This is a genomic window from Seonamhaeicola sp. ML3 (genome assembly GCF_023273855.1).
Classification (GTDB): Bacteria; Bacteroidota; Bacteroidia; order Flavobacteriales; family Flavobacteriaceae; genus Seonamhaeicola.
In genome coordinates, this window is the sequence record NZ_CP096884.1 from 418,007 (window position 1) to 443,106 (window position 25,100).

The 25,100-nt window shown below is 35.3% G+C and carries 27 protein-coding genes and 1 tRNA gene; 13 read left to right on the forward strand and 15 right to left on the reverse strand.

What is annotated here, in order from left to right; genetic code table 11:
- The first annotated feature begins 22 nt into the window (after nucleotides 1–22).
- Nucleotides 23–685: a ribulose-phosphate 3-epimerase gene (rpe, locus tag M0214_RS01950; protein ID WP_248723798.1), complete on the forward strand. Its 663-nt coding sequence runs from the start codon at nucleotides 23–25 to the stop codon at nucleotides 683–685.
- On the opposite strand, the gene M0214_RS01955 is transcribed toward rpe, so the two are convergent.
- The 9 genes from M0214_RS01955 to M0214_RS01995 form a co-directional block, all read right to left on the reverse strand.
- On the reverse strand, nucleotides 686–1,102 hold the full coding sequence (locus M0214_RS01955; RefSeq protein ID WP_248723799.1) for a CBS domain-containing protein: 417 nt from the start codon (nucleotides 1,100–1,102) through the stop codon (nucleotides 686–688).
- 22 nt (nucleotides 1,103–1,124) lie between these two features.
- Nucleotides 1,125–1,544, reverse strand: coding sequence for a CBS domain-containing protein (locus M0214_RS01960; RefSeq protein WP_248723800.1), 420 nt, complete (start codon nucleotides 1,542–1,544; stop codon nucleotides 1,125–1,127).
- A 210-nt stretch (nucleotides 1,545–1,754) separates the two neighbouring features.
- Nucleotides 1,755–2,030: an ATP-dependent Clp protease adaptor ClpS gene (locus M0214_RS01965; protein ID WP_248723801.1), complete on the reverse strand. Its 276-nt coding sequence runs from the start codon at nucleotides 2,028–2,030 to the stop codon at nucleotides 1,755–1,757.
- Between the two features lie 60 nt (nucleotides 2,031–2,090).
- Complete coding sequence (gene prmA / locus M0214_RS01970) at nucleotides 2,091–2,924, reverse strand: 50S ribosomal protein L11 methyltransferase (RefSeq protein WP_248723802.1); 834 nt, start codon at nucleotides 2,922–2,924, stop codon at nucleotides 2,091–2,093.
- A 194-nt stretch (nucleotides 2,925–3,118) separates the two neighbouring features.
- Nucleotides 3,119–3,868 (reverse strand): triose-phosphate isomerase, encoded by a 750-nt coding sequence (gene tpiA, locus M0214_RS01975; protein ID WP_248723803.1) that lies wholly within the window; start codon nucleotides 3,866–3,868, stop codon nucleotides 3,119–3,121.
- 81 nt (nucleotides 3,869–3,949) lie between these two features.
- Complete coding sequence (locus M0214_RS01980; protein WP_248723804.1) at nucleotides 3,950–4,429, reverse strand: TlpA disulfide reductase family protein; 480 nt, start codon at nucleotides 4,427–4,429, stop codon at nucleotides 3,950–3,952.
- A 54-nt stretch (nucleotides 4,430–4,483) separates the two neighbouring features.
- Nucleotides 4,484–5,560, reverse strand: a complete 1,077-nt coding sequence (locus M0214_RS01985) for an ABC transporter permease (RefSeq protein WP_248724919.1) — start codon at nucleotides 5,558–5,560, stop codon at nucleotides 4,484–4,486.
- Nucleotides 5,557–6,882, reverse strand: a complete 1,326-nt coding sequence (locus M0214_RS01990) for a BT_3928 family protein (RefSeq protein ID WP_248723805.1) — start codon at nucleotides 6,880–6,882, stop codon at nucleotides 5,557–5,559. Before M0214_RS01990 ends, M0214_RS01985 begins: the two co-directional genes overlap by 4 nt.
- Nucleotides 6,883–6,968: 86 nt before the next feature.
- Nucleotides 6,969–7,508, reverse strand: a complete 540-nt coding sequence (locus tag M0214_RS01995; RefSeq protein ID WP_248723806.1) for a DUF1599 domain-containing protein — start codon at nucleotides 7,506–7,508, stop codon at nucleotides 6,969–6,971.
- A gap of 105 nt (nucleotides 7,509–7,613) precedes the next feature.
- Between M0214_RS01995 and folP the strand changes: the two genes are divergently transcribed.
- From folP to M0214_RS02015, 4 genes are read left to right on the forward strand one after another with little or no spacing between them, the layout of a single operon-like run.
- Nucleotides 7,614–8,438: a dihydropteroate synthase gene (gene folP, locus M0214_RS02000; protein WP_248723807.1), complete on the forward strand. Its 825-nt coding sequence runs from the start codon at nucleotides 7,614–7,616 to the stop codon at nucleotides 8,436–8,438.
- Between the two features lie 6 nt (nucleotides 8,439–8,444).
- The gene (locus tag M0214_RS02005; RefSeq protein ID WP_248723808.1) at nucleotides 8,445–9,110 is read left to right on the forward strand and encodes a hypothetical protein; all 666 of its coding nucleotides are present in this window, start codon (nucleotides 8,445–8,447) and stop codon (nucleotides 9,108–9,110) included.
- A gap of 35 nt (nucleotides 9,111–9,145) precedes the next feature.
- Nucleotides 9,146–9,931, forward strand: a complete 786-nt coding sequence (locus M0214_RS02010; protein WP_248723809.1) for a DNA integrity scanning protein DisA nucleotide-binding domain protein — start codon at nucleotides 9,146–9,148, stop codon at nucleotides 9,929–9,931.
- Nucleotides 9,931–10,719, forward strand: coding sequence for a DUF3667 domain-containing protein (locus M0214_RS02015; protein ID WP_248723810.1), 789 nt, complete (start codon nucleotides 9,931–9,933; stop codon nucleotides 10,717–10,719). Before M0214_RS02010 ends, M0214_RS02015 begins: the two co-directional genes overlap by 1 nt.
- A 1-nt stretch (nucleotide 10,720) precedes the next feature.
- Here M0214_RS02015 and M0214_RS02020 read toward each other — a convergent pair whose 3' ends face one another.
- The gene (locus M0214_RS02020) at nucleotides 10,721–12,487 is read right to left on the reverse strand and encodes an ABC transporter ATP-binding protein (protein ID WP_248723811.1); all 1,767 of its coding nucleotides are present in this window, start codon (nucleotides 12,485–12,487) and stop codon (nucleotides 10,721–10,723) included.
- The gene (gene truA, locus M0214_RS02025) at nucleotides 12,480–13,229 is read right to left on the reverse strand and encodes a tRNA pseudouridine(38-40) synthase TruA (RefSeq protein WP_248723812.1); all 750 of its coding nucleotides are present in this window, start codon (nucleotides 13,227–13,229) and stop codon (nucleotides 12,480–12,482) included. Before truA ends, M0214_RS02020 begins: the two co-directional genes overlap by 8 nt.
- Before the next feature lie 108 nt (nucleotides 13,230–13,337).
- Between truA and M0214_RS02030 the strand changes: the two genes are divergently transcribed.
- Nucleotides 13,338–13,832, forward strand: coding sequence for a metallophosphoesterase (locus tag M0214_RS02030; RefSeq protein ID WP_248723813.1), 495 nt, complete (start codon nucleotides 13,338–13,340; stop codon nucleotides 13,830–13,832).
- Nucleotides 13,833–13,927: 95 nt separating this feature from the next.
- Here the strand turns inward: M0214_RS02030 and M0214_RS02035 are convergent, their stop codons facing one another.
- Entirely contained in the window at nucleotides 13,928–14,338 is a 411-nt protein-coding gene (locus tag M0214_RS02035) for a DUF4293 domain-containing protein (protein WP_248723814.1), read from the reverse strand.
- 197 nt (nucleotides 14,339–14,535) lie between these two features.
- Here M0214_RS02035 and rho point away from each other — a divergent pair, with 197 nt between their 5' ends.
- Nucleotides 14,536–16,137 carry a transcription termination factor Rho gene (gene rho, locus M0214_RS02040; protein ID WP_248723815.1) on the forward strand — a complete coding sequence of 534 codons (1,602 nt, stop codon included), beginning with the start codon at nucleotides 14,536–14,538 and terminating at the stop codon, nucleotides 16,135–16,137.
- A gap of 180 nt (nucleotides 16,138–16,317) precedes the next feature.
- Here rho and rpsT read toward each other — a convergent pair whose 3' ends face one another.
- The 3 genes from rpsT to proS form a co-directional block, all read right to left on the reverse strand.
- On the reverse strand, nucleotides 16,318–16,569 hold the full coding sequence (gene rpsT / locus M0214_RS02045; protein ID WP_248723816.1) for a 30S ribosomal protein S20: 252 nt from the start codon (nucleotides 16,567–16,569) through the stop codon (nucleotides 16,318–16,320).
- Nucleotides 16,570–16,595: 26 nt separating this feature from the next.
- A tRNA-Glu gene (locus M0214_RS02050) sits at nucleotides 16,596–16,667 on the reverse strand.
- A 113-nt stretch (nucleotides 16,668–16,780) separates the two neighbouring features.
- Nucleotides 16,781–18,259 carry a proline--tRNA ligase gene (gene proS / locus M0214_RS02055; protein ID WP_248723817.1) on the reverse strand — a complete coding sequence of 493 codons (1,479 nt, stop codon included), beginning with the start codon at nucleotides 18,257–18,259 and terminating at the stop codon, nucleotides 16,781–16,783.
- A 98-nt stretch (nucleotides 18,260–18,357) separates the two neighbouring features.
- Here proS and M0214_RS02060 point away from each other — a divergent pair, with 98 nt between their 5' ends.
- From M0214_RS02060 to M0214_RS02085, 6 genes are all read left to right on the forward strand, one after another.
- Nucleotides 18,358–19,611 (forward strand): hypothetical protein, encoded by a 1,254-nt coding sequence (locus tag M0214_RS02060; protein ID WP_248723818.1) that lies wholly within the window; start codon nucleotides 18,358–18,360, stop codon nucleotides 19,609–19,611.
- A 32-nt stretch (nucleotides 19,612–19,643) separates the two neighbouring features.
- Entirely contained in the window at nucleotides 19,644–21,176 is a 1,533-nt protein-coding gene (locus tag M0214_RS02065) for an OmpP1/FadL family transporter (protein WP_248723819.1), read from the forward strand.
- A 168-nt stretch (nucleotides 21,177–21,344) separates the two neighbouring features.
- Complete coding sequence (folE, locus tag M0214_RS02070; RefSeq protein ID WP_248723820.1) at nucleotides 21,345–22,022, forward strand: GTP cyclohydrolase I FolE; 678 nt, start codon at nucleotides 21,345–21,347, stop codon at nucleotides 22,020–22,022.
- 307 nt (nucleotides 22,023–22,329) lie between these two features.
- Complete coding sequence (gene cysS / locus M0214_RS02075) at nucleotides 22,330–23,811, forward strand: cysteine--tRNA ligase (RefSeq protein ID WP_248723821.1); 1,482 nt, start codon at nucleotides 22,330–22,332, stop codon at nucleotides 23,809–23,811.
- 81 nt (nucleotides 23,812–23,892) lie between these two features.
- Nucleotides 23,893–24,111, forward strand: coding sequence for a membrane protein insertion efficiency factor YidD (gene yidD, locus M0214_RS02080; protein ID WP_248723822.1), 219 nt, complete (start codon nucleotides 23,893–23,895; stop codon nucleotides 24,109–24,111).
- A gap of 193 nt (nucleotides 24,112–24,304) precedes the next feature.
- Nucleotides 24,305–25,051, forward strand: coding sequence for an FkbM family methyltransferase (locus tag M0214_RS02085; RefSeq protein WP_248723823.1), 747 nt, complete (start codon nucleotides 24,305–24,307; stop codon nucleotides 25,049–25,051).
- Nucleotides 25,052–25,100 lie beyond the last annotated feature (49 nt).

Genomic DNA, 25,100 nt, shown 5'->3' on the forward strand with positions numbered 1-25,100 from the left:
CCAAAATTAAAGATGCTTTCTTATGAATTCTAAACTAATAGCACCCTCTATTCTGGCGGCTGATTTCGCAAATCTACAGCGAGATATTGAAATGGTTAATAATAGTGATGCAGATTGGTTTCATATTGATGTGATGGATGGTCATTTTGTACCCAACATTTCTTATGGCATGCCCGTTATAGAAGCTATTAAGAAGCATGCTAAAAAGCCTTTGGATGTTCACTTAATGATAGAAAAACCTGAGCGCTACATTGAGGAATTCGCTCGAATTGGTGCAGATATTATCACTGTTCACTATGAAGCTACGGTGCACTTACACCGAACTCTAACACAAATAGAAAATGTAGGCTGTAAAGCTGGTGTTGTACTCAATTTAACTACACCTGTATCGGTTCTAGAAGATATTTTACCTAAGTGCTACATGGTACTCTTAATGTCCATTAATCCAGGTTTTGGTGGTCAAAAATTCGAGGACATCACTTATGATAGAGTTAAGAAACTAAGACAAATGGTTAACGAAAAAGGCTTAGATACTCGTATAGAAATTGACGGAGGTGTATCCAATAAAAACATTAAAGCACTTGTAGAGGCTGGTGCAGACACGTTTGTTGCCGGCAGTTATATTTTCAAAAGTGACAACCAGACTGAAACCATTAAAGACTTAAAGGTTCTAGCTAACTCTTAGTTAAAGTTCAGCAAAATATTTTAAAACGTCTGTGGTTGTTACTATTCCAACCAATTTATCGTTATCAACTACTGGTAGTGCATGAAATTCCTTCTCGGCGAGTATTGCTGCAACCTGCTTTATGGAAGTTTTACTATTTACGGTAAAAACATCTTTAACCATAACCTGTTCAATGCTAAACATATTAAAAACTAATGAGTCGACGGTATCTGAGTCATCTTCAGACAATTCCGCATAACTTATACGCATTAAATCTGTAAAACTTAATATCCCCAAAAGTGTTTCGTTAGACACTATTGGAATATGCCTTATTTTATGCTTTTCGAAAAGTTTTTCGGCTTTTTGTAAGTCATCAGAAAGTGTTAAAGTAATTAACGCCTTAGTCATTATTGTTGCTACGGGGATATGATGTCTCATAACATAAAATCATTAATTCTAACTAAAACTGTTTTATAAGATACCTAATCAAGTCTGTTGTAGTTACAATACCTACTAATTGATTGTTTTCTAAAACTGGAAGGGCGTGAAACTCTCTGCTCGCAAGGACTTCGGCTACTTCTTTTATAGAATTTGATGTACACACACTTACCACCTTCTTTTTCATAATTTGGTTAATAGTAAACATATTGTATACCATGGCATCTGTATCCAACTGATTTTCTGTGGTGATATCAATAAAGCTCAAGCGTTGTAAATCGGTATAACTTAACATACCAATAACCTCTTTATCCTCTACCACTGGAATATGTCTTATGTGGTGGTGTTTGAATAAATACTCGGCCTTTTCTAATGAATCTGTTCTGTTTAATGTAATGACCGGCTCTGTCATAATCATCGTAATAGGTGCTTTTCGAATCATAACATTTATTATTTAGATTAGTTACCTCTAAAATTAATAAACATCAATTTTTTAAAGCATGACAAATATCATGAAGATTTCTAGCAGCCAGAAAATAAACATTGATATATATGGTGGCCTAATTCAATTATTTAAAATCAAAAAGTCTTGTGAAAAAATGATAATAAACTAGTTAAAATCTATTTGGTCCAACCGTATATTTGAAATAGTTTAAACTATTTCCGCACTTAAACCCGCATTTAATAGTATGGTGCAACGTGGTTCTAAATCGTTATACTCACCAGTTTTAACTGTGCATTTACCCTTATAGTGTACAATAATCGAGCACTGCTCAGCCTGTTCGGCTGTATGGTCGCAAGCGTGAATGAGTGTTTCTATAACATGATCGAAAGTGTTTACATCATCGTTATACAACACAATTTCATTTAAATTAGTTTCTTGTTCTAAGACCTCTAATTCTTCCTGTAATTTTTCTTTTGTACTCATAGCAGTTCAAATTTACAAAAAAATTCACCACAGGCTTTATGCTAAACAAATATTTAACATCTAAGCATACTTCAAGGCTACCCAATTATTATGTTCTAAAGTCTCCTGAATTGTAAGTCCGTATTTAGTAACCTCAGCATCAATGGTGGGTATATCACTATTGTAAAACCCACTTAAAAACAACACACCACCTTTTTTTAAGCAAGCGGTATAGGTGTTCATATCCTGAAGCAAAATGTTTCTATTAATGTTAGCAATAATCACATCATATGTTTTGCCTTCCAATAAAGAGGCGTCTCCCTCAAAAACTGTAATTTCATTGCAGTTATTACGCGCTACGTTCTCCAAACTGTTCAAATAGCACCAATTATCGATATCGATAGCTTCAATGGGCTTTGCGCCTTTCATTTCAGCTAGAATAGCCAAAACACCTGTGCCGCAGCCCATATCTAAAACCGATTTCTCATCAAAATCATTTTTTAAAATATGCTGAATCATCATATGGGTAGTTTCATGGTGTCCCGTACCAAAACTCATTTTTGGTTCGATAACGATGTCATATTCGGTATCAAACTTATCGTGGAATGGCGCCCTAACGGCACAAACATCATCTACTACAATAGGATTAAAGTTTTTTTCCCATTCGGCATTCCAATTGGTTTGTTCTATTTCAGAAAACGTATAGGCGATTTCGAATTCATCGGAATTCAAAATGTGAATATCATCTAAAATCGATGCATTCCATTCTTCTTTTTGGATATATGCAGTAACACCCGTTTCGTTTTCAACAAAACTTTCAAAACCGGCGTAACCTAATTCTGCAATAAGGATTTCTACTACGGGTTGCAACGGTTCAACTTTAAACTCGTAACCTATGTAAATGGTGTTAGACATATCTCTATTTATTTTGGTATTCTCGTCTTAATAAGAATGAAAATTTAGATGATACCTCAACATTATTGAGGCTTTTATTTAAATTAAAAACCTCAAGAATATACTAATTCGTGAGGTTTGTTTTGTACTGCTTATTGAAGCTTTTTATAGTGAGATGCTGAAACAAGTTCAGCATGACATAGAAAGTTTATTTATTAGAATGCATTTACAATAGCGAAGAAATCTTCGGCTTTTAAAGAAGCACCTCCAATTAATCCACCATCTACATCAGGTTTAGAGAAAATCTCTTGAGCATTGGCTGGCTTTACGCTTCCTCCATAAAGAATAGACACAGAATCTGCAACTTCAGCTCCGTATTTGTCTGCTAATGTTTTTCTAATGAACGCATGCATATCTTGCGCTTGCTCTGGCGAAGCAGTTTCACCAGTACCAATAGCCCAAACAGGTTCGTAGGCTAAAATGATATTTTTAAATGCAGAAGCTTCTAGATGAAACAATGCATTTTTAATTTGGCTTTCAACTACCGCTTCTTCGTTTCCTGCTTTTCTATCGGCTAATTCTTCACCAAAACAGAAAATCACGCTCATTTCATTCGCTAAAGCAGCATCCACTTTCTTAGCAAGAAGCTCATCGGTTTCGTTGAAATATTCTCTACGTTCACTGTGACCTAAGATAACAGTCTGTACACCTACGCTCTTTAACATAGCTGCACTAACTTCACCTGTATAAGCTCCATTTTCAGCAAAGTGCATGTTTTGAGCAATCACTTCAATGCCTGTTGGTTTTAAAACATTAAAGGCTTGATATAAGTTTGGGTATGTTGGTGCTACCATCACCTCTGCATTAGAGGTTTTTGTTTGTTGTGTTAAATCTGCCAATAACGCTTCAGTTTGTGATAAATCGTTATTCATTTTCCAGTTTCCGGCAACGATATTTTTTCTCATAATTCCCATCCTAACCTTCCATACGGGAAGGATTGTTTATTTAAAATTGAATACTAATTAAAATTTCAAGTGCTAAAGTACTTATTTTTTTAAAGCCTTAATAAGTTTTTTGTCATTAGCTTTAATAACATCAAATACAACGATTTCGCTGGCTTCATTAATCACCAAATATCTGGGAATCCAATCTAAATCAAGAAATTTCCCAAAGGCACCTTTCCATCCAGATTGCATGAAATAATGATCACCGACTACCCCGTATTTCTTAATGCCTTTTTTCCAAGCCACTTGTCCTCTATCTAATGATAAAAACACATAAGCAACATCATTGTATTTAGACTGTAAATCTTTCACCTTAGGCATACCACGTAAACAATCGCCGCACCATGATGCCCATACATCAATAACGATAGTTTTTCCTTTATGTCTTTCTAAAATAGATTCAAAGGCAACTTCATTTCCTTCAAGAGTGATAAAGGTATCATTTAAGGCTTCTTGACTAAATTGTGTTGGAGGTTCGGCACAGCTAAAGAGACTAATTAGCAGAACAATAAGTATATTCATTTTTTTCATTTTTATTTTTTGTTATTGAGATTTCCGCCTTCGCGGAAATAAAACTTAGTTAAGTTTTACTTTTGGATCTAACCAAGCATAGATTAAGTCGACAAAAATATTAATCATTACAAACATGGTAGCTATAACCAATACAGCCCCCATGATGACAGGCAGATCCAATGTATTCAAGGCATTTACGATTTCTTTCCCCAAACCGTTCCAACCAAAAATATACTCCACAAAAACTGCTCCGGCTAACATGGATGCAAACCAACCCGAAATAGCCGTAACTACGGGATTCATAGCATTTTTTATAGCATGTTTTTTTATAATTTGAAACTCACTTAAACCTTTAGCTCTGGCAGTTCTAATATAGTCCTGATTAAAAACTTCCAACAAAGAATTTCGCATAAGCTGAATCACCACAGCTAAGGGGCGAATGCCTAAAACAATGGCCGGCAATATTAAATTCTTCCATTTTATATGCATGGCCTCACCAAAATCATCCAGTTCATAAAGGCTTCCTGTCATTTCTAGGTTAGTATACTCATGCAATACAAACCCAAACACCCAGGCAAACAGAATGGCACTAAAAAAAGAAGGCACACTCATTCCTAAAGTACTCACCACTTGAATAACCTTATCCAACCATTGATCTTTAAACAACGCTGAAACTATACCTAGAGCAATTCCCAAAAGAATGGCTATTATAATCGCTGATACTGCCAAAACAAAAGTATTAGGCAAGGTTTCTCCTAAAACCTCAGTAACTCGTTTTCCCTGTTTTGTAAACGATTCCCTCAAGTATGGGAATTTTAAAACCGTAGTCGTGTTTCCAATTGAAAATAGTTTAGTTGCCGAATATTTTCCACTTTGTAAAGCGGTATAATCTTCTTTGGAGCTAGAGTGAAATGAAATTGGAGACAAATCATTTAAATAATAGAAATACTGCGTAGATATAGGCTTATCAAATCCGTATTTCTTTTTTACCAAAGCTAATTGTTCTGTATCCTCATTTTGCCCCAACATCATTTGAGCAGGGTCTCCAGGTAGCACGTTAAATAAAAAGAATATGACGGTTATTACTCCAAATAAGGTGAGTAAGGCGTAAGTGATTTTATTTAGTAAATAGGTTATCAGTGTTCTTTATATTGTGGTTTTAGTTCTACTTCTATAAAAGAAGTATACTCTGAATTGTTGGCTTCATTTATTGATTTCAAGACCTCTTCATCTTCTACCACATATAGTTTAGTTATATCATCTTGATTTAATTTATCAAAATCAGATTTAGTTGACATCTTTCCATTTGTGAGAAACAAATTACCTCGATTATTTAAATTTAGAAGTTCATACTTTCTTTCAACTTTTGGCAACTCTAAATCCTCAATATCATTCCAATGTACTTTTTGCATCACCGTTCCCTTATCCAACTCTAAAATTCCTGGATTAGAGCGCACTACCGTTTTCAATACTTTTTCATCACATAGATACCATGTAAAACTAAGTTTGTAGGCTTCATTTATACGTTGTTTAGTTTCAGGACCAGATGCTGTTAAGCCAATAACTTGATATCCATTCTTTTCAGCAGTTTCAGAGAAGGCCTTTAACTTCTTGGCGCCTTCATATTCTATCTTATCTAAATTATAGGATATGATTACTATTAGATTTTCTTGGTTTAAAAAGTGTTCGGTTAAATCTTCCTCATCACTCTCCATAGAGAAATCGACTACTGAAGGCGAATACCCTTCCTCTAAAACTTTTGTGTCAACACTTATAAATTCACCTTCTACTGAGGGATAAGAACCATCGGTAACAATTACTTGCTCTTCCCCATTCACATTAAACTTCCAACTATATTCCAATACAGGCTTAGGCGCATCTTCCGGAATAATCATGCCTTCGGTAATATTATTTCCAATTTTATAAGCTCTGAAATCGATAGCTGGCAAATGCATCAAAACATGATACCCAAACCATAAACTCACTATAAAACTCAATAGAGCCAAAACTGTAGTTGGTAGTTTTCCAAAAACTGGTTTAATGTGTTTTATTCCGAAGAATAGCAGGAGAATCAACACCAATAGAATAACATCTTTTGCAAAGCTTTCCCAAGGTGTTAGTTTTAAGGCATCGCCAAAACAACCACAGTCTTTCACTTTATCAAAGTAAGCTGAATAGAACGTTAAAAATGTGAAAAACACAATCATTAACAGTAAACTCCATATTGTGAATTTCGGTTTATAACCAATTAGTAGAAACATACCTAGCACGACCTCAAAAACAACCACAAATACCGAAATCCCCAAAGCATAGGGTTCTAAAAAGGGTACATTTAAAACCTCAGGGCTAAAATACTCTTGTAACTTATAAGAAAACCCAAGCGGGTCATTGAGCTTAATAAACCCTGAAATAATAAAAAGGACTCCAACGAATATTCTTGATAATGCTACTAATGGTTTCATAATTTTTGTCATTCCTGCGTGGGCAGGAATTTACTTTTAAAAATCTACAATATCTTTATGGATTCCTGCTTTCGCAGGAATGACAGTTAACTTTCACTTAAGTGAATAAGCGCAAAAACTGCATAGTTAATCATGTCCTGATAATTGGCATCAATACCTTCGCTTACCAAAGTTTTACCAGCATTGTCTTCAATTTGTTTTACACGGAGCAATTTTTGTAATATCAAATCGGTTAAACTACTCACTCTCATATCTCGCCAAGCCTCACCATAATCATGGTTTTTATCCTCCATTAATTTTTTGGTAATACCAATATGCTTTTCATACAATTCAACGGCCTCATCAGTCTCTAAATCCGGTTGTTCAACAACCCCTTTTTCAATTTGAATCAATGCCATCACACAATAGTTTATAATCCCTATAAACTCGCTTTCCTGTCCTTCATCAACTTTCCTAACATCATTCTCCTGCAACCCTCTAATGCGCTGTGCTTTTATAAAAATTTGGTCGGTTAAAGATGGTAGTCTTAATATCCGCCAAGCACTGCCATAATCGGTCATTTTCTTTTTGAATAAACTTTTACAGGTATCAATGACATCATTGTATTGTTTTGAAGTATCTTGCATAAAATAAAATGTATTTTGTGTAAATTTCGCATAAAATTGTTTAAACATCAAGGTTTACGGTTTAAACTTTTAAACTAAGTGCAAACACCTTATAAAACGGGATTAATGACCATTAATTGCAAAGGAAAACTCATTGATTTGGCGTCACCAAAAGTGATGGGGATTTTAAATATTACCCCTGATTCTTTTTTTGACGGAGGGAAGTACAATGATGAAAAGGAAATACTAAGACAGGTTGATAAAATGTTAAGCGGAGGTGCTACTTTTATTGATGTGGGCGCTTATAGTTCGCGACCGGGAGCTGATTTTTTGAGTGAGAAAGAAGAACTTAAACGTATTGTCCCAATTGTTGAATTAATCCTAGAACATTTCCCTGAAACTTTAATTTCTGTTGACACTTATAGAGCAAAAGTCGCCAGAAAATGTATAGAAGTTGGAGCGGCATTGATAAACGATATTTCTGGTGGCAAAATGGATGAATACATGCTACAAACGGTTGCCGATTTACAAGTTCCATACATTATGATGCACATGCGTGGCAACCCGAAAACCATGCAAGGACTGACCGATTATGACGATTTGGTTAAAGACATCATTTTCTATTTTTCTGAACGTATTGTAACCGCTAGGGCTTTAGGTGTTATTGATATTATTATTGACCCAGGTTTTGGATTCGCAAAAACCCTTGAACAGAACTATGAACTTTTGAGCAAACTTGAATTATTCAAAATGACTGACAAACCTTTGTTGGTTGGCATTTCAAGAAAATCCATGATTTATAAACTTTTGGAAACTACACCCGATAAAGCTTTAAATGCCACAACATCATTAAATACGGTTGCCTTACAAAAAGGCGCTTCCATTTTACGTGTGCATGATGTAAAAGAAGCTATGGAATGTGTTAAACTAGTTGAGATGTTAAGTCAATAATCTACCATGAAAAATATCACCTTATTACTTTTAATTACCCTAGTCTTTTCATGTAACAAGAAAGTTGTAGAGCTACCCGAGATTAGCCATTCGGATATTACCGAAATTAAAGATGTCTCTGCCGCCTACTTGTTTTATGACGAAACCCAAACCGATAGTGTTGAACTAAACCGAAAAAACCTGATAAGTACAACCAATTGGTTAGTAAACGTTGATAAACGCTTGACTTTAAAACAAGTAATCCCGCATATTAAATTTCTACAAGAAAAAAAGGCCAATGGTGCTCATAAGAACGAAAGTGCTAAAAACTATTTTACGTGTCATGATACCAATAGGAATAATTTGGGGTTTGTGGAGTTTACGGATGTAAATTACATTATGGACGGAGCAGGACATGCTTTGGAACCCGATGAGGACCTCACCAATATGTTAATTTTTGAAAACAAAGAAATTAGTATTATTACCTTAGAAAACAGGATATATCAGACCAACATAAATTCTCTATTGAGTACTCTCAAGGATTCATTAGATAGTAATTCTAAAGAAAGACAAATATTTATGAGTATTCATGGAAACTTAAAATTTCAGGATTATATCGTATTAAAATCTATTATGAAGAATATTAAAAATGAGCGGATAAAGGTTTCGAACTATGAATTTATAGGAGATTAAACGTAATTTCTTAAATTTACAAAAACCATTCGCCATTGGACATCTTTAACGACATTTTAAACCTACGCTTTATAGATTATCTTGATGTTGTTCTGGTGGCTCTTCTACTCTACTACCTTTATAAACTAGTTAAGGGTACTGTTGCCATAAATATCTTTTTGGGAATCATTATTATTTACGGCGCATGGAAACTCACTGAGTTTCTAGACATGGAATTGCTTTCTGGTATTTTTGGTGGTTTTATGAAAGTTGGGCTTATTGCATTAATTGTAGTGTTTCAACCCGAAATCAGGAAGTTCTTATTAATGGTTGGCTCCACAAACTTTGGTAGGCGCGTTAAGTTTTTACAACGTTTTAATTTCTTAAAAACCGATGTCACCAATGCTACAAATGTTGATGCTATTGTTTCGGCTTGCAACAAAATGTCTATGTCTAAAACGGGGGCTTTAATTGTTTTTGAACGCAACAATAACCTGGATTTCTTAACCTCCTCTGGTGATGAAATGAATATACAGGTTACCCAACCTATTATTGAAAGTATCTTTTTTAAGAATAGTCCGTTGCATGATGGCGCCATTATAGTGAGTAATAACGTGGTTAAGGCCACAAGAGTTATTCTTCCTGTTAATAATGAAAAGAAGATTCCTTTACGCTTTGGCCTGCGCCACAGAGCTGCTATTGGAGTAACCGAAAAGACTGATGCTTTAGCTTTAGCAGTTAGTGAAGAAACCGGTCATATATCCTATTTTAAAGATGGTGAGTTTATCGCTTTTGAAGATAGCTCTGAATTGATAACATTGATTAAAAAAGATTTGGTGTAATGAATTGTAAGAATTGCGGAAGTAGTTTAAGAACAGATTACAGCTTTTGTCCAGATTGCGGAGCAAAGGTTATTAGAAATAGAATTACAACTAAAAATCTGTTTTACGATGTTATTGAACGTTATTTTAATCTAGATAATACCTTTTTGCTAACACTGTGGCATATGATTATTAAACCAAAAGATGTTTGCGGTGGTTACATATCTGGGGTAAGAAAAAAATATCTCAACCCTGTGAGCATGTTAGCTATTTCGTTGACCGCATCTGGTTTTGTTCTTTATTTAATGAAGAAGACTGCTTGGCAAAAAATAGACTTCTCCTCCATAAGTTATGCTCAAACCAGCACCGGAGGAAGCGGTACTGAAAAAATTATGGCTGCCACTATGGAATATAGCTCTTTTCTTTATTTTTTATATATTCCAATAATTGCATTTGCCAGTTATTGCGTCTTTAATAAAAAGAACTACAATTATGCCGAACATGTTGTTATTAGCATATACTCCCTCACAAGTTTTAGTATTCTATCTACCCTTTATGCTGTTGTTTTATTAATTTGGTTTCCACAGATATACATAGATACTGCCTTAATTTATGTTTTGGTAATGATTCTATTTTGTGCTTATGCCTCCTATAAAAATTCTGAAGACAAACCAGTTTCTTTGTTATGGAGACTGCCCTCTTTTTTGGTTATTTTCTTTGTGGGCTACATGGGTGTTTCAATTATGGCAGTAGTTATGCTCTTTGTTACTGGAGAAATTTCTATTCAAGACGTTATTCCCAAGCAATAGGTTAAACCGCCTCTTGCTCCTGTAAGAACTGCACCTCGTAAAGGTTTTTATAGTACCCATTCTGTTTTTTAAGGAGTTCATCGTGTGTACCCTGCTCAACAATATTCCCAAGGTCCATAACTATAATCTTATCTGCTTTTTTAACAGTGGCTAAACGGTGGGCAATAACAATGGATGTTCTTCCTTTAGTTATTTTATCGGTTGCATTTTGGATAAGTTGTTCTGAATATGAATCTACAGAAGAAGTTGCTTCATCTAAAACCAAAATACTCGGATTAGTTACATAGGCTCTTAAAAAAGAAATAAGCTGTCTTTGTCCAGACGATAACATCACACCACGTTCCTTAACGTTATAATGATAACCGTTTGGAAGACTCATAATAAATTCGTGAATCCCAATTTCTTTGGCTGCTTGCTGTACTTTATCCTCGGTTATTTCAGGGTTATTCAATGTGATATTATTCAAAATGGTATCAGCAAATAAAAATACATCCTGAAGCACTACTGCTATTTGTGTTCTCAACGAGGATAAGGTGACATCTTTTATATCGGTATTGTCTATGAGTATAGCGCCATCGTTAATTTCATAAAAACGATTTAGTAAATTTATAATTGTGGACTTACCCGCACCTGTCGCTCCTACAATAGCAACGGTATCTCCTGCATTCACTTCAAAAGAAATACCTTTGAGTACCTTTTCATCTTCAACATAACTAAAATGCACGTTTTCGAATTTAATATTGCCTTTAAAATCCTCAGCTACTTTGGTTCCGGTATCATCTATTTGAGAATTAGTATCTAATACCTTAAAAACACGATTGGCTGCTACCATCCCCATTTGAAGCGCATTAAACTTATCGGCCATTTGTCGTAGCGGCCTAAAGAGCATAGGTATATACATGATAAAGGCGATTAGCGTACCTTGTATTGCTTCACCTTCCAAAGCTTTTATACCACCATACCAAGACACTAAACCAATTACTATTGAAGAAGCTAAATCTGGTATGGGAAAGAAAATGGAATTATACCATATCGTTTTTAACCACCCTTTTTTGTGACGTGCATTTATTTCTTTAAACTTTCTGTACTCAACTGTTTCTCTAGAAAAAAGCTGTAAAATTTTCATGCCTGTTATGCGCTCTTGCACAAAAGAGTTTAGGTTTGACACCTCGGTCCTAACCTCTTCAAAAGCCTTTTTCATGTATTTTTGAAAAATCTTTGTAGCATAGACCAAAACAGGCAACATCGCAAAAACAATCATACTTAATTGCCAATCTATGGACAACATCACCACAAAGACAACTATCATGGTCAGTACATCCCTAAAAATCATAAACAGACCTTGACCGAATATATCTGCAATACGCTCCATATCGGTAACCGATCTTGTTATCAATACACCTACCGAAGAATTATCGTAATACTTCATTTTAAATCGAAGTAGGTGATTAAACAATTTACTCCTAATGTCCTTAACCAAACTCTGCCCTAACCATGAAGCATAATAAATAAAGATAAGTTGAAATAGAGTTTGCAAAACTAGGGCTGCAAGCATTAACGTTAAGTAGAACAGAAATGCATCTGGGTTATCTAACTCGATACCTTTATCTATGGCATCTTTGGTTAAGTAAGGAGTCGCAGTACTTATTCCCGCCAAAAGCAATACTAGAAGACATAAACTTGAAAACACAAATTTATAAGGCTTAATGTACTTAAACAGACGTTTAAATAATACAAAATCAAATGTATTCTCTTTTGCTTTAGTCATTTAATTTAATACTTTCTGGATATTCGACTTTAACCAAGTAAAGGGCATGCGCAGGAACAGAATAACCAGCCTTACTTCTATCTTTAGATGCGATAATGGTATGCAAATCCTGTACTTCCAATTTATTCAAACCTATATTAATCATTGTACCTACCATAGCTCTTACCATATTTCTCAAAAAACGATCAGCTTTTACCCTAAAATGGAGTTCGTTTTCTTTGAAGAACCAATCGGCTTTCATAATATCACAATAATACGTTTTTACATCTGTATTCGTTTTAGAAAAGCATTGAAAATCTTTATACTGAAATAATATTTTTGAGGCTTCTTGCATCCTATCGATATCCAAATCTTGCTTTACGTACAATGTATTATCAAAAGTGAACACATTTTTTTCTAAGGTAATCCTATACAGATATTCTCTACTCAAAGCATCAAATCGCGCATGAGCATTTGGGTTAACTCTGAAAATATCATGAATCGCAATATCTTTTGGCAAAAAGGCATTGAGCTTATATACTAATTGACTTTCTTCAAACTTGGTATCAGATTCAAAATGGGCAAACATTTGTGAGGCATGAACCCCAGTATCTGTACGACCAGCTCCAATAATACTAACAGTTTCCTTGAGTAAGGTTGAAAGTGCTTTTTCAAGAACTTCTTGTACCGAAATAGCTGTTGGTTGAATTTGCCAACCATGATAGGCGCTACCATTATAAGAAAGTTCTATGAAATACCTCAAACTGAATTAATACATTTGTAAAACAGCAAAGATAGATAGTTTTAGGTTTATGCCGAAGTTTGAATTTCTTAATTAAATATTAAAAACGCGCCAAACGTAATTAATTAAATGAAAAAGATTTTACTACTCTCAGATACCCACGGCTTCATGGACAATGATATCCTAAAGTATGTAAAACAAGCCGACGAAGTCTGGCATGCAGGAGATATAGGCGATTTAAAAGTAACCGATACTATAAAAGCATTAAAGCCACTGAAAGGCGTCTATGGAAACATCGATGATGCCAAGGTAAGAGTTGAATTTCCCGAGCACAATCGCTTTATGTGTGAAGATGTTGATGTTTGGATAACCCATATTGGGGGCTATCCACCAAAGTACAACCTTAGAGTATCTGAAAAAATAAAGCAAAATCCGCCAAGACTTTTTATATGCGGCCACTCACACATTTTAAAAGTAATGCCCGATAAAAAACTAAACCTCATCCACATGAATCCCGGTGCTGTGGGCAAACATGGCTTTCATAAAACCCGTACTATGTTACGTTTTACTATTGATGGTAAAAAAATTGATAATCTAGAAGTTATTGAATTCAATAAGCGGTAACAATATGCAGTTACAGGTAATAAAGGGAGGAGACAAAAAAAGCCCAAAGTCTTCACCTTGGGCTTACGCACTAATACTACTAAGATATTAGGTTTTTATCGCAATCGATCTACAGATTTTACAAGATCCTCATCCTTTTTAATGGCTCTATTGGCTAATGCCAAAAACACGATAGAAATGATAGGAATGAACATCGAAATACCTTTCTCAGAAACCCCAGTTTCTCCAGATAAATTTAGAGATTGATACACAAAAAATCCTAGTAAAATAAAGTTTAATATGATGTTAAGTCGCCCCAACATAAACTGAGACTTCCTGTTTTTGTATCTAAATATGGCTACCAGCGAAAAAAATGCAGAAGTTACAAACCCAGCAAAAACATAATTAATGTCCTTTGCCCAAACTTGAGTACCATCTTCTAGTTCCCACAAATTGAAAACAAAAATCAACCCTCCCGAAACGGCAGCGGCAAGTATTAGGTAAACTGTTTGTATTCTTTGTAACATGTCTTTTTAAAACTGGACAGCAAAAATAGCAGTTTCTTCAATAAATAAGCACTAAAAATTAAAATAAAGTTGTATAATTGCATTAATAATTCACAACAATCGCTGTTACAAGCGGTTAATTCTCCAGATTAAAATCTAATTTTTCTCAGAATTACTCAAAAATTTACACGCAAAAAATATATTCAACCTAAACTTATATGTTTGAAATTTCGCAATTAAAAGAAAAAAAACTCTCTGACTTACAAGAGATTGCAAAAGAATTAAGTATCCCTAAGTACCGTTCTTTAAAAAAACTAGATCTAGTATACCAAATACTAGACCACCAAGCAGCTAACCCAAAAGCCGTAGCGCAACCAAAACCTGCAACAGAAGAAAGTAAGCCAAAACCTAAAAGACAAAGGCAACGCATACAAAAACCAAATGCTAACGCCACAAAGGATGCTCCAATAGAAGAAGCAACCAAACAAGAAGTCCAAGAACCAAGAAAACAAGACCAGAAGAAAGAAGAGGTTAAAAAAGAGGACGCTCCTAGACAGGAAAACAAACCTAAACCTCAAGGGAATCAGCAAAAGCAACATCAACACAAAAATCAACATAGAAACCAACATCATAAAGGCCAAAAAGGCAATGTTGATAGTGGTAACAAAGACAATAGAAATCGTTACCGTGAACCTGATTATGAGTTTGATGCCATAATAGAAAGTGAAGGCGTTCTCGATATTATGCAAGATGGCTATGGGTTTTTAAGATCCTCAGATTATAATTACCTATCATCTCCAGACGATATTTATGTATCCCAATCACAGATCAGACTATTTGGTTTAAAGAAGGGAGATACCGTACTTGGTAACGTAAGACCTCCAAAGGAGGGTGAAAAATATTTCCCTTTAATCAAGGTTAACCAAATCAACGGACAGAAACCTGAGGTAGTAAGAGACCGTGTTTCTTTTGAGCATTTAACGCCTTTATTCCCTAAGGAAAAGTTTGATATCGCTGAAAAACAAAGCACTATTTCAACTAGAATAATGGATTTATTCTCTCCCATAGGAAAAGGCCAACGTGGTATGATTGTATCGCAGCCAAAAACTGGTAAAACGATGTTACTAAAAGACGTTGCTAATGCCATAGCAGCTAACCATCCGGAGGTTTATCAAATGATTCTATTAATTGATGAACGTCCTGAGGAAGTTACCGACATGCAGCGCAATGTTCGTGGTGAAGTTATCGCTTCAACTTTCGACAAAGAAGCACATGAGCACGTAAAAATTGCAGATATCGTTTTAGAAAAAGCAAAACGTTTGGTAGAATGTGGTCATGATGTTGTAATACTTCTAGATTCCATTACTCGTTTAGCTAGAGCCTATAATACAGTACAACCAGCTTCTGGTAAAATATTAAGTGGTGGTGTAGATGCTAACGCTTTACACAGGCCAAAACGTTTCTTTGGTGCTGCCAGAAATATTGAAAATGGTGGTTCTTTAACTATTATAGCTACAGCACTCACAGAAACTGGTTCTAAAATGGACGAGGTTATCTTCGAAGAATTTAAAGGAACAGGTAATATGGAACTTCAGTTAGATAGAAAGATATCTAACCGTAGAATATTCCCAGCTATCGACCTTACCTCGTCAAGTACTCGTAGAGATGACTTATTACTAGATGAAAGTACCATACAACGTATGTGGGTATTACGTAAATACCTAGCCGACATGAACCCTGTTGAAGCCATGGAATTCACAAACGAACGCTTTAAGCAAACCAGAAATAACGAAGAGTTTTTAATATCCATGAATGGATAACCTTTACCAACTAAACTAAACCCTAAAAAGCCTCATTACTTGTTTGTTTTGAGGCTTTTTTTTTGGTTCTAATGAACCGTTCAGAACAATTCTTTTAGTCTGTGCACAAATAAGTCCACACAAAATAAAAAAGCCTTTCATTTCTGAAAGGCTTTCAAATATCTTTTTTGGTGACTTATCCTAAAGTGCAGAAACGTGTTTTGCTAAACCAGATTTAAGGTTTGCAGCTTTGTTAGCATGAATAACGTTCTTCTTAGCTAACTTATCCAACATAGAAACAACTTGAGGAAATAAAGCCTCAGCTTCTTTCTTGTCTGAAAGCTCACGTAATTTCTTAATAGCGTTACGTGTAGTTTTGTGTTGATATCTGTTTATCACACGCTTAGCTTCGTTACTTCTAATTCTTTTTAATGCTGACTTATGATTTGCCATGTTGTTTTTTTCTTTATAAAAAATTGTAGCCCGTAGGGGAATCGAACCCCTCTTACCAGGATGAAAACCTGGCGTCCTAGCCGATAGACGAACGGGCCATTTAGGTTACTTCATTATTTAATGAGCATGCAATTCGTGATTGCGGATGCAAAAATACAACTATTTTTAAATGTTGCAATACTTATGCATTTTTTTTTGAAAAAATTTTAATCTAATAAGCTTTTGCAAATAAAACCCTGCCTTTAGAAGGATTTCCAGAGTACACACAAGTACCTGTTTCTTCTTTAGAATCTAACGGAATACAACGAATGGTTGCTTTTGTAAGCTCCTTAATTTTTTCTTCGGTTTCATTAGTACCATCCCAATGTGCAGAAACAAACCCACCTTTACCTTCTAAAACTTCCTTAAACTCATTAAAAGTTTCTACTGGGGTGATATGCTCATTTCTAAAGTCTAAAGCTTTGTTAAATAGGTTTTCCTGCATCTCTTCTAACAAATCTTCAATAACAACTGTAATTCTATCTAAAATTACGGTTTGCTTGCTCAAAGTGTCCCTTCTAGCGACTTCTACAGTTTCATTTTCTAGATCTTTTGGTCCAATTGCAATTCTTAAAGGAACCCCCTGTAACTCATGTTGGGCAAACTTTGCTCCAGGACGTAATGTATCCCTTTTATCAAATTTAACAGAAATACCTCGATCTCTTAAATCACTGATAATGTCTTCGGCTACTTTACTAATGGCTTCAAACTGCTCCTCACTTTTATATATTGGCACCACAACGACTTGGTAAGGTGCTAAATTTGGAGGTAGTACTAATCCGTTGTCATCACTATGGGTCATGATTAGAGCACCCATCAATCGCGTAGATACTCCCCAAGAAGTTGCCCAGACATAATCCTGTTTTCCTTCTTTTGTAGCGTACTTAACATCAAATGCTTTCGCAAAATTTTGTCCTAAAAAGTGGGATGTTCCAGCCTGTAACGCTTTTCCATCTTGCATCAAAGCTTCTATACAATAGGTATCCTCGGCTCCTGCAAAACGTTCACTTTCTGTTTTTACACCTTGTATAACCGGTATAGCCATGAAGTTTTCAACAAAATTGGCGTAAACATTATTCATTTGCTTAGTTTCTTCTATAGCTTCAGCTTTAGTGGCATGTGCTGTATGGCCTTCTTGCCATAAAAATTCAGCAGTCCTTAAAAACAATCGTGTTCGCATTTCCCAACGAACCACATTTGCCCATTGGTTAATCAATATGGGTAGATCTCTGTAAGATTGGATCCAATTCCTGTAGGTATTCCATATAATGGCCTCACTTGTTGGTCTAACAACCAACTCTTCTTCTAACCTAGCTTCGGGGTCTACCCTTAACTTACCTGGTTTATCTGGATCATTTTGCAATCTGTAATGTGTTACAACTGCACATTCTTTTGCAAAACCTTCAGCATTTTTTTCTTCAGCTTCGAATAAACTCTTAGGTACAAAAAGAGGAAAATACGCATTTTGATGTCCCGTTTCTTTAAACATTTTATCTAGTTCTGCTTGCATTTTTTCCCAAATTGCAAAGCCATAAGGTTTAATAACCATACAACCTCTTACTGCCGAATTCTCGGCCAGGTCTGCTTTTACAACCAACTCGTTATACCATTTTGAATAATCTTCTGCTCTACTGGTAAGTTTTTTGCTCATATCAATGCTTTGGCACAAATATTGTGCTTATGTTAAATGAAAAATAGTTTCGCAAAACTAACTATTTTTGTTATGTTCAACAATAAAATTCTAGAGATATGCGCTTTAATAACAACCCAATAGGAAAAGCGTCATTCATTGTCTTAATTGTTCTAATGTTTGGCTTAGTTTCATGTGGATCATACCAATACGTTGGTACAGACTATGATGGTATATATGGCGATTCGCAAGTGAAAGTAGTGAACACACCAACAGAAACTGTAGTTGAGGTTCCTAACCCATCTAACAGCAATTACTACAAAAACTACTTTAGAACGAAAACTCTAGAATCTGAAGTTGTATTGGACAACGACTCTATATTTACAGATATAGACAGTTACCAATCTGACAATTACGCTGTAAACGACACCATTTATAATGATTACCTAGGTCATGCTGGTTGGGGCCAACAAAGCAATAATGTTACCATAAATTATATTGACAACGGTTGGAACAACTGGGGTTGGAATGCAGGTTTCGGATGGGGATGGAACAACTGGGGTTGGAACAATTGGGGTTGGAATAACTGGGGCTGGAACCGATGGAACAGATGGGGTTGGAATGACTGGGCCTGGGGTGGAGGCTGGAACAACTGGGGTTGGGGGTTTGACCCATTTTGGTGTCCACCATATTTTGGCGGAGGCTTCTACGGAGGCTGGGCTAATAATCCTTGGAGATTCAACAATGGCTTTTATAATGGTAGAAGATTAGCCTTTAATTCAACTAGAAGAGGCAGCTATTACGGCAATAGTTCTAGAAACACTTTAAGTAACAGAGCTGTAAGCTCCAATACATCTAGAAGAAATAGCATATCTAGTTCTAACAGATTGGCCACTAATTCTAAATATAACACTGCGAGGAGAAGTAGTATATCTAGAACATCCAGTAGAGCAACAACTTATAACAACACCAGAACAACATCACGTATTAGTAGTGTTAACAGAAATTACAATAACACTAATAGCACAAACAGTTCCTACAACAGAAGGCCTACGAGTAGTACAGTAAGACGATATTCTAATTCTCAATCGAGAACTACAACTTCGAGAACACCTACATCGAATTCTACAACAAGGTCTACATCGCCTACGGCAAGAAGAAGCACGAGCACCTATAGACAGCCCTCGAGCACTTATAGTACACCTAGTAGATCCTCGTACTCGAGTTACCCTTCTCGCTCGTCTTCATCATCTTCCTCAAGGAGTTCCTCTTATAGTACACCTAGTAGAAGCTCTAGCTCAGGGTCTTATTCTAGATCCTCGGGAGGAGGTAGTAGCAGAAGTTCATCAAGCGGAGGAGGAAGACGCCGATAATACCAAACATTACAAAAACAAAAATTAACTATATGAAAAAGTTTAGTTTCCTATTTGTAGGCTTGATTTCTATGGCCTCAATAAATGCCCAAGATATATCAGATGCTTTAAGATATTCTCAAGATGAAATTCAGGGAACAGCCCGGTTTAGAGCTTTAAGTGGTGCTTTTGGTGCCCTAGGAGGCGACATGAGTGCTGTAAGTATTAATCCGGCAAGTTCAGCAGTATTCAGCAGAAGTCATGCCTCAATCTCTGGTGCAAACATTGAAACCGAAAATAGCTCAAACTATTTTGGAGGAACAGGTATTACTAATGAAACAGACTTCGATATCAATCAGGCTGGAGCGGTGTTTGTTTTTGCCGCTCGTAACAATTCTCCATGGAAAAAGTTTTCTCTGGCAGTTGCTTTTGAAAGGACAAACAACCATGAGGACACTTGGTTTGCCGCAGGAACGAATACTACTAACGACCCCAATTTCAGCAATTCTGTAGCCAGTTATTTCTTTGATTTTGCTGATGGAAAAAGACTAGATGAAATCTCCGCTATGCCAAATGAATCACTTGCAAACGCCTACCAAGACATTGGACAAGTATTTGGCTTTGCACACCAACAGGCATTTCTCGGTTTTGAATCCTTTATTTTAGAACCAGACAACATAAATAATGATGCTAACACAACTTACACATCCAATATATCACCTGGAAGTTTTATTCACGATTATACCTATGCAGCTACAGGATATAACGGAAAAGTATCTTTTAACTTAGCCACGCAATACGAAGACAATCTATACCTTGGCGTTAACCTTAACTCACACTTTATCGACTATCAACGTTCCACGCTATTGTTCGAAGACAACAACAATATTGGATCTACAGTAAATTTTGTAGAGTTTGAAAATACTTTAACCACAAGGGGTAACGGTTTTTCATTTCAAGTTGGTGGTATTATGAAACTAACCCCAGAGTTTAGGGTTGGTATCACATATGATTCACCAGTGTGGTATACTATAGAAGAAGAAACCTCTCAATATTTAGGAACCGATGGCACTAATGGTTTTCTTGAGATATTTCCACAAACAGTTAACATATACCCACAATATAGACTACAAACACCTTCTAAAGTAACAGGAAGTTTAGCTTATGTCTTTGGTAAAAAAGGCTTAATAAGCTTTGATTACTCTAGAAAAGACTACGGCAACACTAAATTTAGACCAGAATCTGATGTCTTTTTCCAAGACTTAAATACAGATATTAGCAACGTACTTACCGAAGCGTCTACATACAGACTAGGCGGCGAATACAAACACAAGCAATTTAGCTTTAGAGGTGGTTATCGCTTTGAAGAGAGCCCGTATTTAGATGGAGTTACAGTCGGTGACCTTAACGGTTATTCTTTAGGGTTGGGTTATAACTTTGGGAATACCAAGTTAGACATCACTTACGACCGTGCCGAAAGATCTTTTAACAACAATCTTTACAACCTTAATTTTGGTAATGCCCCTCAGGCGGCAGTAAATAGAGAAAATTCAAATATTACAGTATCACTAAATTTTAATATATAATCAATGAAAATAAGGGCTTTAACTGATACCGTTGCAAATCCCTTGTTTTTTTATGTAATTTTTACAGGAGCACTTAGACTATTAACAAAACACTAATTATTTGCTAAGACCAAGAATAACAAATCTTTATTGTTTATCTTTGCAAACTAATTTTTTAAACTTTTTCATATGAAATTTGATAAAGATTTTGAAGATTTTGACGCCATAGGAGACAACCACATTGGGGCTTCGCAAGATACGCCAATGAGAAGTGATGCTTTTAAGTTAACAAATGAAGAGAAAATAGACATCATAAAAGATGATGTTCGTCATATTATGGAAACTTTAGGTTTAGACCTAAGCGATGATAGTTTAAGAGGCACTCCTAACCGTGTTGCAAAAATGTTCGTAAAAGAGATTTTTGGTGGATTAGACCCAGAGCTCAAACCAAAAGCCTCCACTTTTGAAAACAAATACCAGTATGGCGAAATGCTGGTTGAAAAAAATATCACAGTATACTCAACTTGCGAGCACCACTTGCTACCTATAGTTGGTAGAGCTCATGTAGCTTACATTTCTAACGGTACGGTTGTTGGCTTATCTAAAATGAATAGAATCGTAGATTACTATGCTAAGCGTCCTCAAGTTCAGGAACGTCTAACTATTCAAATCGTAAGAGAACTCCAGGAAGTTTTAGGCACTAAAGACGTTGCTTGTATCATTGATGCCAAACATCTTTGTGTAAACTCCAGAGGTATTAAAGATATTGAGAGCAGTACTGTAACTTCTGAATTTGGCGGAAAATTTAAAGACATGGCTACCAGAAGAGAGTTTTTAGATTACATTAAGTTAGATACTCAGTTCTAAATAGATAATCTGTCATCCTCGATATTAAGATATGTAGAGTATCTTTTTAAAACAGGCTCAAATCGAAAGCTTCTTAAATATTTTAGAAGAAGTATATTCAAATAACAAAACCTAATTTATTAACTGATTTAGTAGTTCTAATCTAAACTATTAAATCAGTTAATTATTTCTAAAAAATCAAGATTAATTGTACTAGGAAATTATAAAAGCATTAGTTTTGGATTTAAATCTAGATAAAACAAATTAAAAGATTCTGCATAATTACCTCATTAATTTCTAATAGCTTAACCACGTTCTAACCATCAACATGCAACTCTACAAACAACAGCAATTAAAAATCTACAACTCACTTACTGGAGAAAAAGAAATCTTTAAACCTATAAACGAAGGCCACGTTGGCATGTACGTTTGTGGACCTACAGTCTACAGCAATGTTCATTTAGGTAATGTTAGGACTTTCATGTCTTTCGATGTGATTTTTAGATATCTAAAACATTTAGGTTATAAGGTACGCTACGTTAGAAATATTACAGATGCTGGTCATCTAGAAAATGATGCAGATGTAGGAGAAGATAAAATCACAAAAAAGGCACGACTAGAACAAATAGAACCCATGGAAGTGGTACAGCGTTATACACTGGACTTTCATAATGTTTTAAGTACATTGAATTTTTTACCTCCAAGTATAGAACCTACGGCAACAGGCCACATAATAGAACAGATCGAACTTGTAAAGGCAATAATCGATAACGGATTCGCTTACGAGGTTAATGGCTCGGTATATTTTGATGTTCATAAGTTCAACGAAACCAGCAAATATGGCAAGCTAAGCAAAAGAGTACTTGAAGACTTAATTCATAATACACGTACTTTAGATGGGCAGAGCGACAAAAAGAACCCTCAGGATTTTGCGCTTTGGAAAAAAGCAGAGCCTCAACATATCATGAGATGGCCTTCTCCATGGGGTGATGGATTCCCTGGTTGGCACTTAGAATGTACAGCTATGAGCACCAAATATCTTGGTGAAACTTTTGATATTCATGGTGGTGGTATGGACTTAAAATTTCCACATCACGAATGCGAAATTGCTCAAAACGAAGCAGCTTTAGGTAAATCGCCTGTAAACTACTGGATGCATGCCAATATGTTGGAAATGAACGGTCAGCGCATGGCTAAATCAACAGGAAACATCATAAACCCGCATGAACTATTATCTGGAAAAAATGATAAAATGAGTAAAGCTTACTCTCCAAGCGTAATACGTTTCTTTATGGCACAGTCGTCTTACAGAAGTGTGCTCGATTTAACAGATGCTGGTTTGTTAGCTAGTGAGAAAGGTTATAACAGGTTAATGGAAGCTATGGGATTAATATCTAATCTAAAAGCTTCTGGCTCTTCATCAATTGATATTAAATCATGGCTTCAAAAATGTTATGATGCCATGAATGACGATTTTAACACACCGATCTTAATAGCCAACTTGTTTGAAAGCGCCAAATACATTAATCAAGTAAAAGAAGGTAGCAAGACATTAACCGCGGAAGACATTACACTTCTACAAAACAGCTTAAACATATTTGCTTTTGATATTCTAGGACTATTAAAAGATGCCGAAGTAATTTCTGGTGGTGATAAATTAACTGGAGCTGTTGATGTACTAATTAAGTTAAGACAAGAAGCAAGAGCGAATAAAGACTTTGCGTTATCCGATAAAATAAGAGATGAATTAGCCGATGTAGGCATTGTGCTTAAAGACGGGAAGGACGGCACCACATTTACTGTGAATTAATTAGTCGTTTATCTGTTTAGACGTTTAGTTGTTTATTCGTTTCCCACTTAACATCTAAACAAATCCACAAATAAACATTTTATGAAATTCCTCATAGCACCATTTTTATTTTTGATAAAAGTATACCAATTGTTTATTTCTCCCATTACACCGGCTACGTGCAGATACAACCCAACATGTTCTCAGTACAGTAAAGAAGCTTTAAAAAAGCACGGCCTTTTTAAAGGAGGTTGGTTAGCTATAAAGCGTATACTTTCTTGTCATCCATGGGGAGGCTCTGGGTATGACCCTGTGCCCTAGTGAGGTCTTTACGTGATCTACTTCATTCCTGAAGTTAAATCACTTTAAAAAATAATCATTAACTTAGTTAATTCAGGCCGTTAAAAAACCTCTTGATTTCATGAGAAAATTGATTATTTATCTTTTAAAACAATTCAATCCAGGTACTATTCGAATAAAACATCACCTGACCAAAAAACCCTTTTATCTCGACATGTTTTTACATAAAGGGTATTGGTACTATGGAACCCGAAGAGAAAAAGACACCATAGCTCTATTTAAAGACATATTACCAGAATGTAGTTTTGTTATTGATATCGGTGCCAACATTGGTTATTTTAGTCAATACTTTTTTGAACTCATGAAGTCCCCTAAAACACTCCTTCTTTTTGAACCTGAAAATAAAAACTTAACATATCTAAGAAAAAACATAGACAAGCATAATAGTGTAAGAATAATAGAAAAAGCCGTATCAAATAAGAGTGGAACTGCTAATTTCTATGTCGACGACTTAACTGGTCAAAACAACTCTCTTTTAAGTGACTATAAGGTTTTTGATGAAGTTGTTAAAAACTCAGGGATTAAGAACGTTAAAAAAACAAAAATTGAAGTACAAACTATTACAATTGACTCCCTCTTAGAAGAAGAATTCAAAAGTAAACAACCAGACTTTATCAAAATAGATATCGAAGGTGCTGAATTATTAGCTCTTAAAGGAATGCAGAAAACTATAAAACTTCATCATCCCACTTTAATGGTAGAAATTACCGAAAACATTAGTGAGACTCTCCAATTTATTCATGATTTTGGTTATGTAATTTTCACTCCTAAAAAGAGACTAGTTGCTGAATCTGACTATAAAAATGTATTTTTTAATGTTTTTTGTATCCATAATTCAAAGCACGATTTACTAAATAAACTGGGTATAGAACATAATGAATTTAGCACTTTAGAATCTTAATACTCGTATTAACAACTTAATATCATAGCAAAAAAATTAATCACATTAC

What these genes read in the sequence shown, in the direction of transcription:
- folE (WP_248723820.1), top strand. Translation starts at nt 21,345, where the DNA reads ATGAAATTTGATAAAGATTTTGAAGATTTTGACGCCATAGGAGACAAC.
- M0214_RS02035 (WP_248723814.1), bottom strand. Translation starts at nt 14,338, where the DNA reads ATGTTACAAAGAATACAAACAGTTTACCTAATACTTGCCGCTGCCGTT.
- M0214_RS02005 (WP_248723808.1), top strand. Translation starts at nt 8,445, where the DNA reads ATGAAAAATATCACCTTATTACTTTTAATTACCCTAGTCTTTTCATGT.
- M0214_RS02030 (WP_248723813.1), top strand. Translation starts at nt 13,338, where the DNA reads ATGAAAAAGATTTTACTACTCTCAGATACCCACGGCTTCATGGACAAT.
- folP (WP_248723807.1), top strand. Translation starts at nt 7,614, where the DNA reads ATGACCATTAATTGCAAAGGAAAACTCATTGATTTGGCGTCACCAAAA.
- M0214_RS01995 (WP_248723806.1), bottom strand. Translation starts at nt 7,508, where the DNA reads ATGCAAGATACTTCAAAACAATACAATGATGTCATTGATACCTGTAAA.
- M0214_RS02015 (WP_248723810.1), top strand. Translation starts at nt 9,931, where the DNA reads ATGAATTGTAAGAATTGCGGAAGTAGTTTAAGAACAGATTACAGCTTT.
- M0214_RS01960 (WP_248723800.1), bottom strand. Translation starts at nt 1,544, where the DNA reads ATGATTCGAAAAGCACCTATTACGATGATTATGACAGAGCCGGTCATT.
- yidD (WP_248723822.1), top strand. Translation starts at nt 23,893, where the DNA reads ATGAAATTCCTCATAGCACCATTTTTATTTTTGATAAAAGTATACCAA.
- tpiA (WP_248723803.1), bottom strand. Translation starts at nt 3,868, where the DNA reads ATGAGAAAAAATATCGTTGCCGGAAACTGGAAAATGAATAACGATTTA.
- M0214_RS02060 (WP_248723818.1), top strand. Translation starts at nt 18,358, where the DNA reads ATGCGCTTTAATAACAACCCAATAGGAAAAGCGTCATTCATTGTCTTA.
- rpe (WP_248723798.1), top strand. Translation starts at nt 23, where the DNA reads ATGAATTCTAAACTAATAGCACCCTCTATTCTGGCGGCTGATTTCGCA.
- M0214_RS01965 (WP_248723801.1), bottom strand. Translation starts at nt 2,030, where the DNA reads ATGAGTACAAAAGAAAAATTACAGGAAGAATTAGAGGTCTTAGAACAA.
- M0214_RS01980 (WP_248723804.1), bottom strand. Translation starts at nt 4,429, where the DNA reads ATGAATATACTTATTGTTCTGCTAATTAGTCTCTTTAGCTGTGCCGAA.
- M0214_RS02085 (WP_248723823.1), top strand. Translation starts at nt 24,305, where the DNA reads ATGTTTTTACATAAAGGGTATTGGTACTATGGAACCCGAAGAGAAAAA.
- proS (WP_248723817.1), bottom strand. Translation starts at nt 18,259, where the DNA reads ATGAGCAAAAAACTTACCAGTAGAGCAGAAGATTATTCAAAATGGTAT.
- M0214_RS01990 (WP_248723805.1), bottom strand. Translation starts at nt 6,882, where the DNA reads ATGAAACCATTAGTAGCATTATCAAGAATATTCGTTGGAGTCCTTTTT.
- cysS (WP_248723821.1), top strand. Translation starts at nt 22,330, where the DNA reads ATGCAACTCTACAAACAACAGCAATTAAAAATCTACAACTCACTTACT.
- prmA (WP_248723802.1), bottom strand. Translation starts at nt 2,924, where the DNA reads ATGTCTAACACCATTTACATAGGTTACGAGTTTAAAGTTGAACCGTTG.
- M0214_RS02020 (WP_248723811.1), bottom strand. Translation starts at nt 12,487, where the DNA reads ATGACTAAAGCAAAAGAGAATACATTTGATTTTGTATTATTTAAACGT.
- rpsT (WP_248723816.1), bottom strand. Translation starts at nt 16,569, where the DNA reads ATGGCAAATCATAAGTCAGCATTAAAAAGAATTAGAAGTAACGAAGCT.
- M0214_RS02065 (WP_248723819.1), top strand. Translation starts at nt 19,644, where the DNA reads ATGAAAAAGTTTAGTTTCCTATTTGTAGGCTTGATTTCTATGGCCTCA.
- M0214_RS01955 (WP_248723799.1), bottom strand. Translation starts at nt 1,102, where the DNA reads ATGAGACATCATATCCCCGTAGCAACAATAATGACTAAGGCGTTAATT.
- rho (WP_248723815.1), top strand. Translation starts at nt 14,536, where the DNA reads ATGTTTGAAATTTCGCAATTAAAAGAAAAAAAACTCTCTGACTTACAA.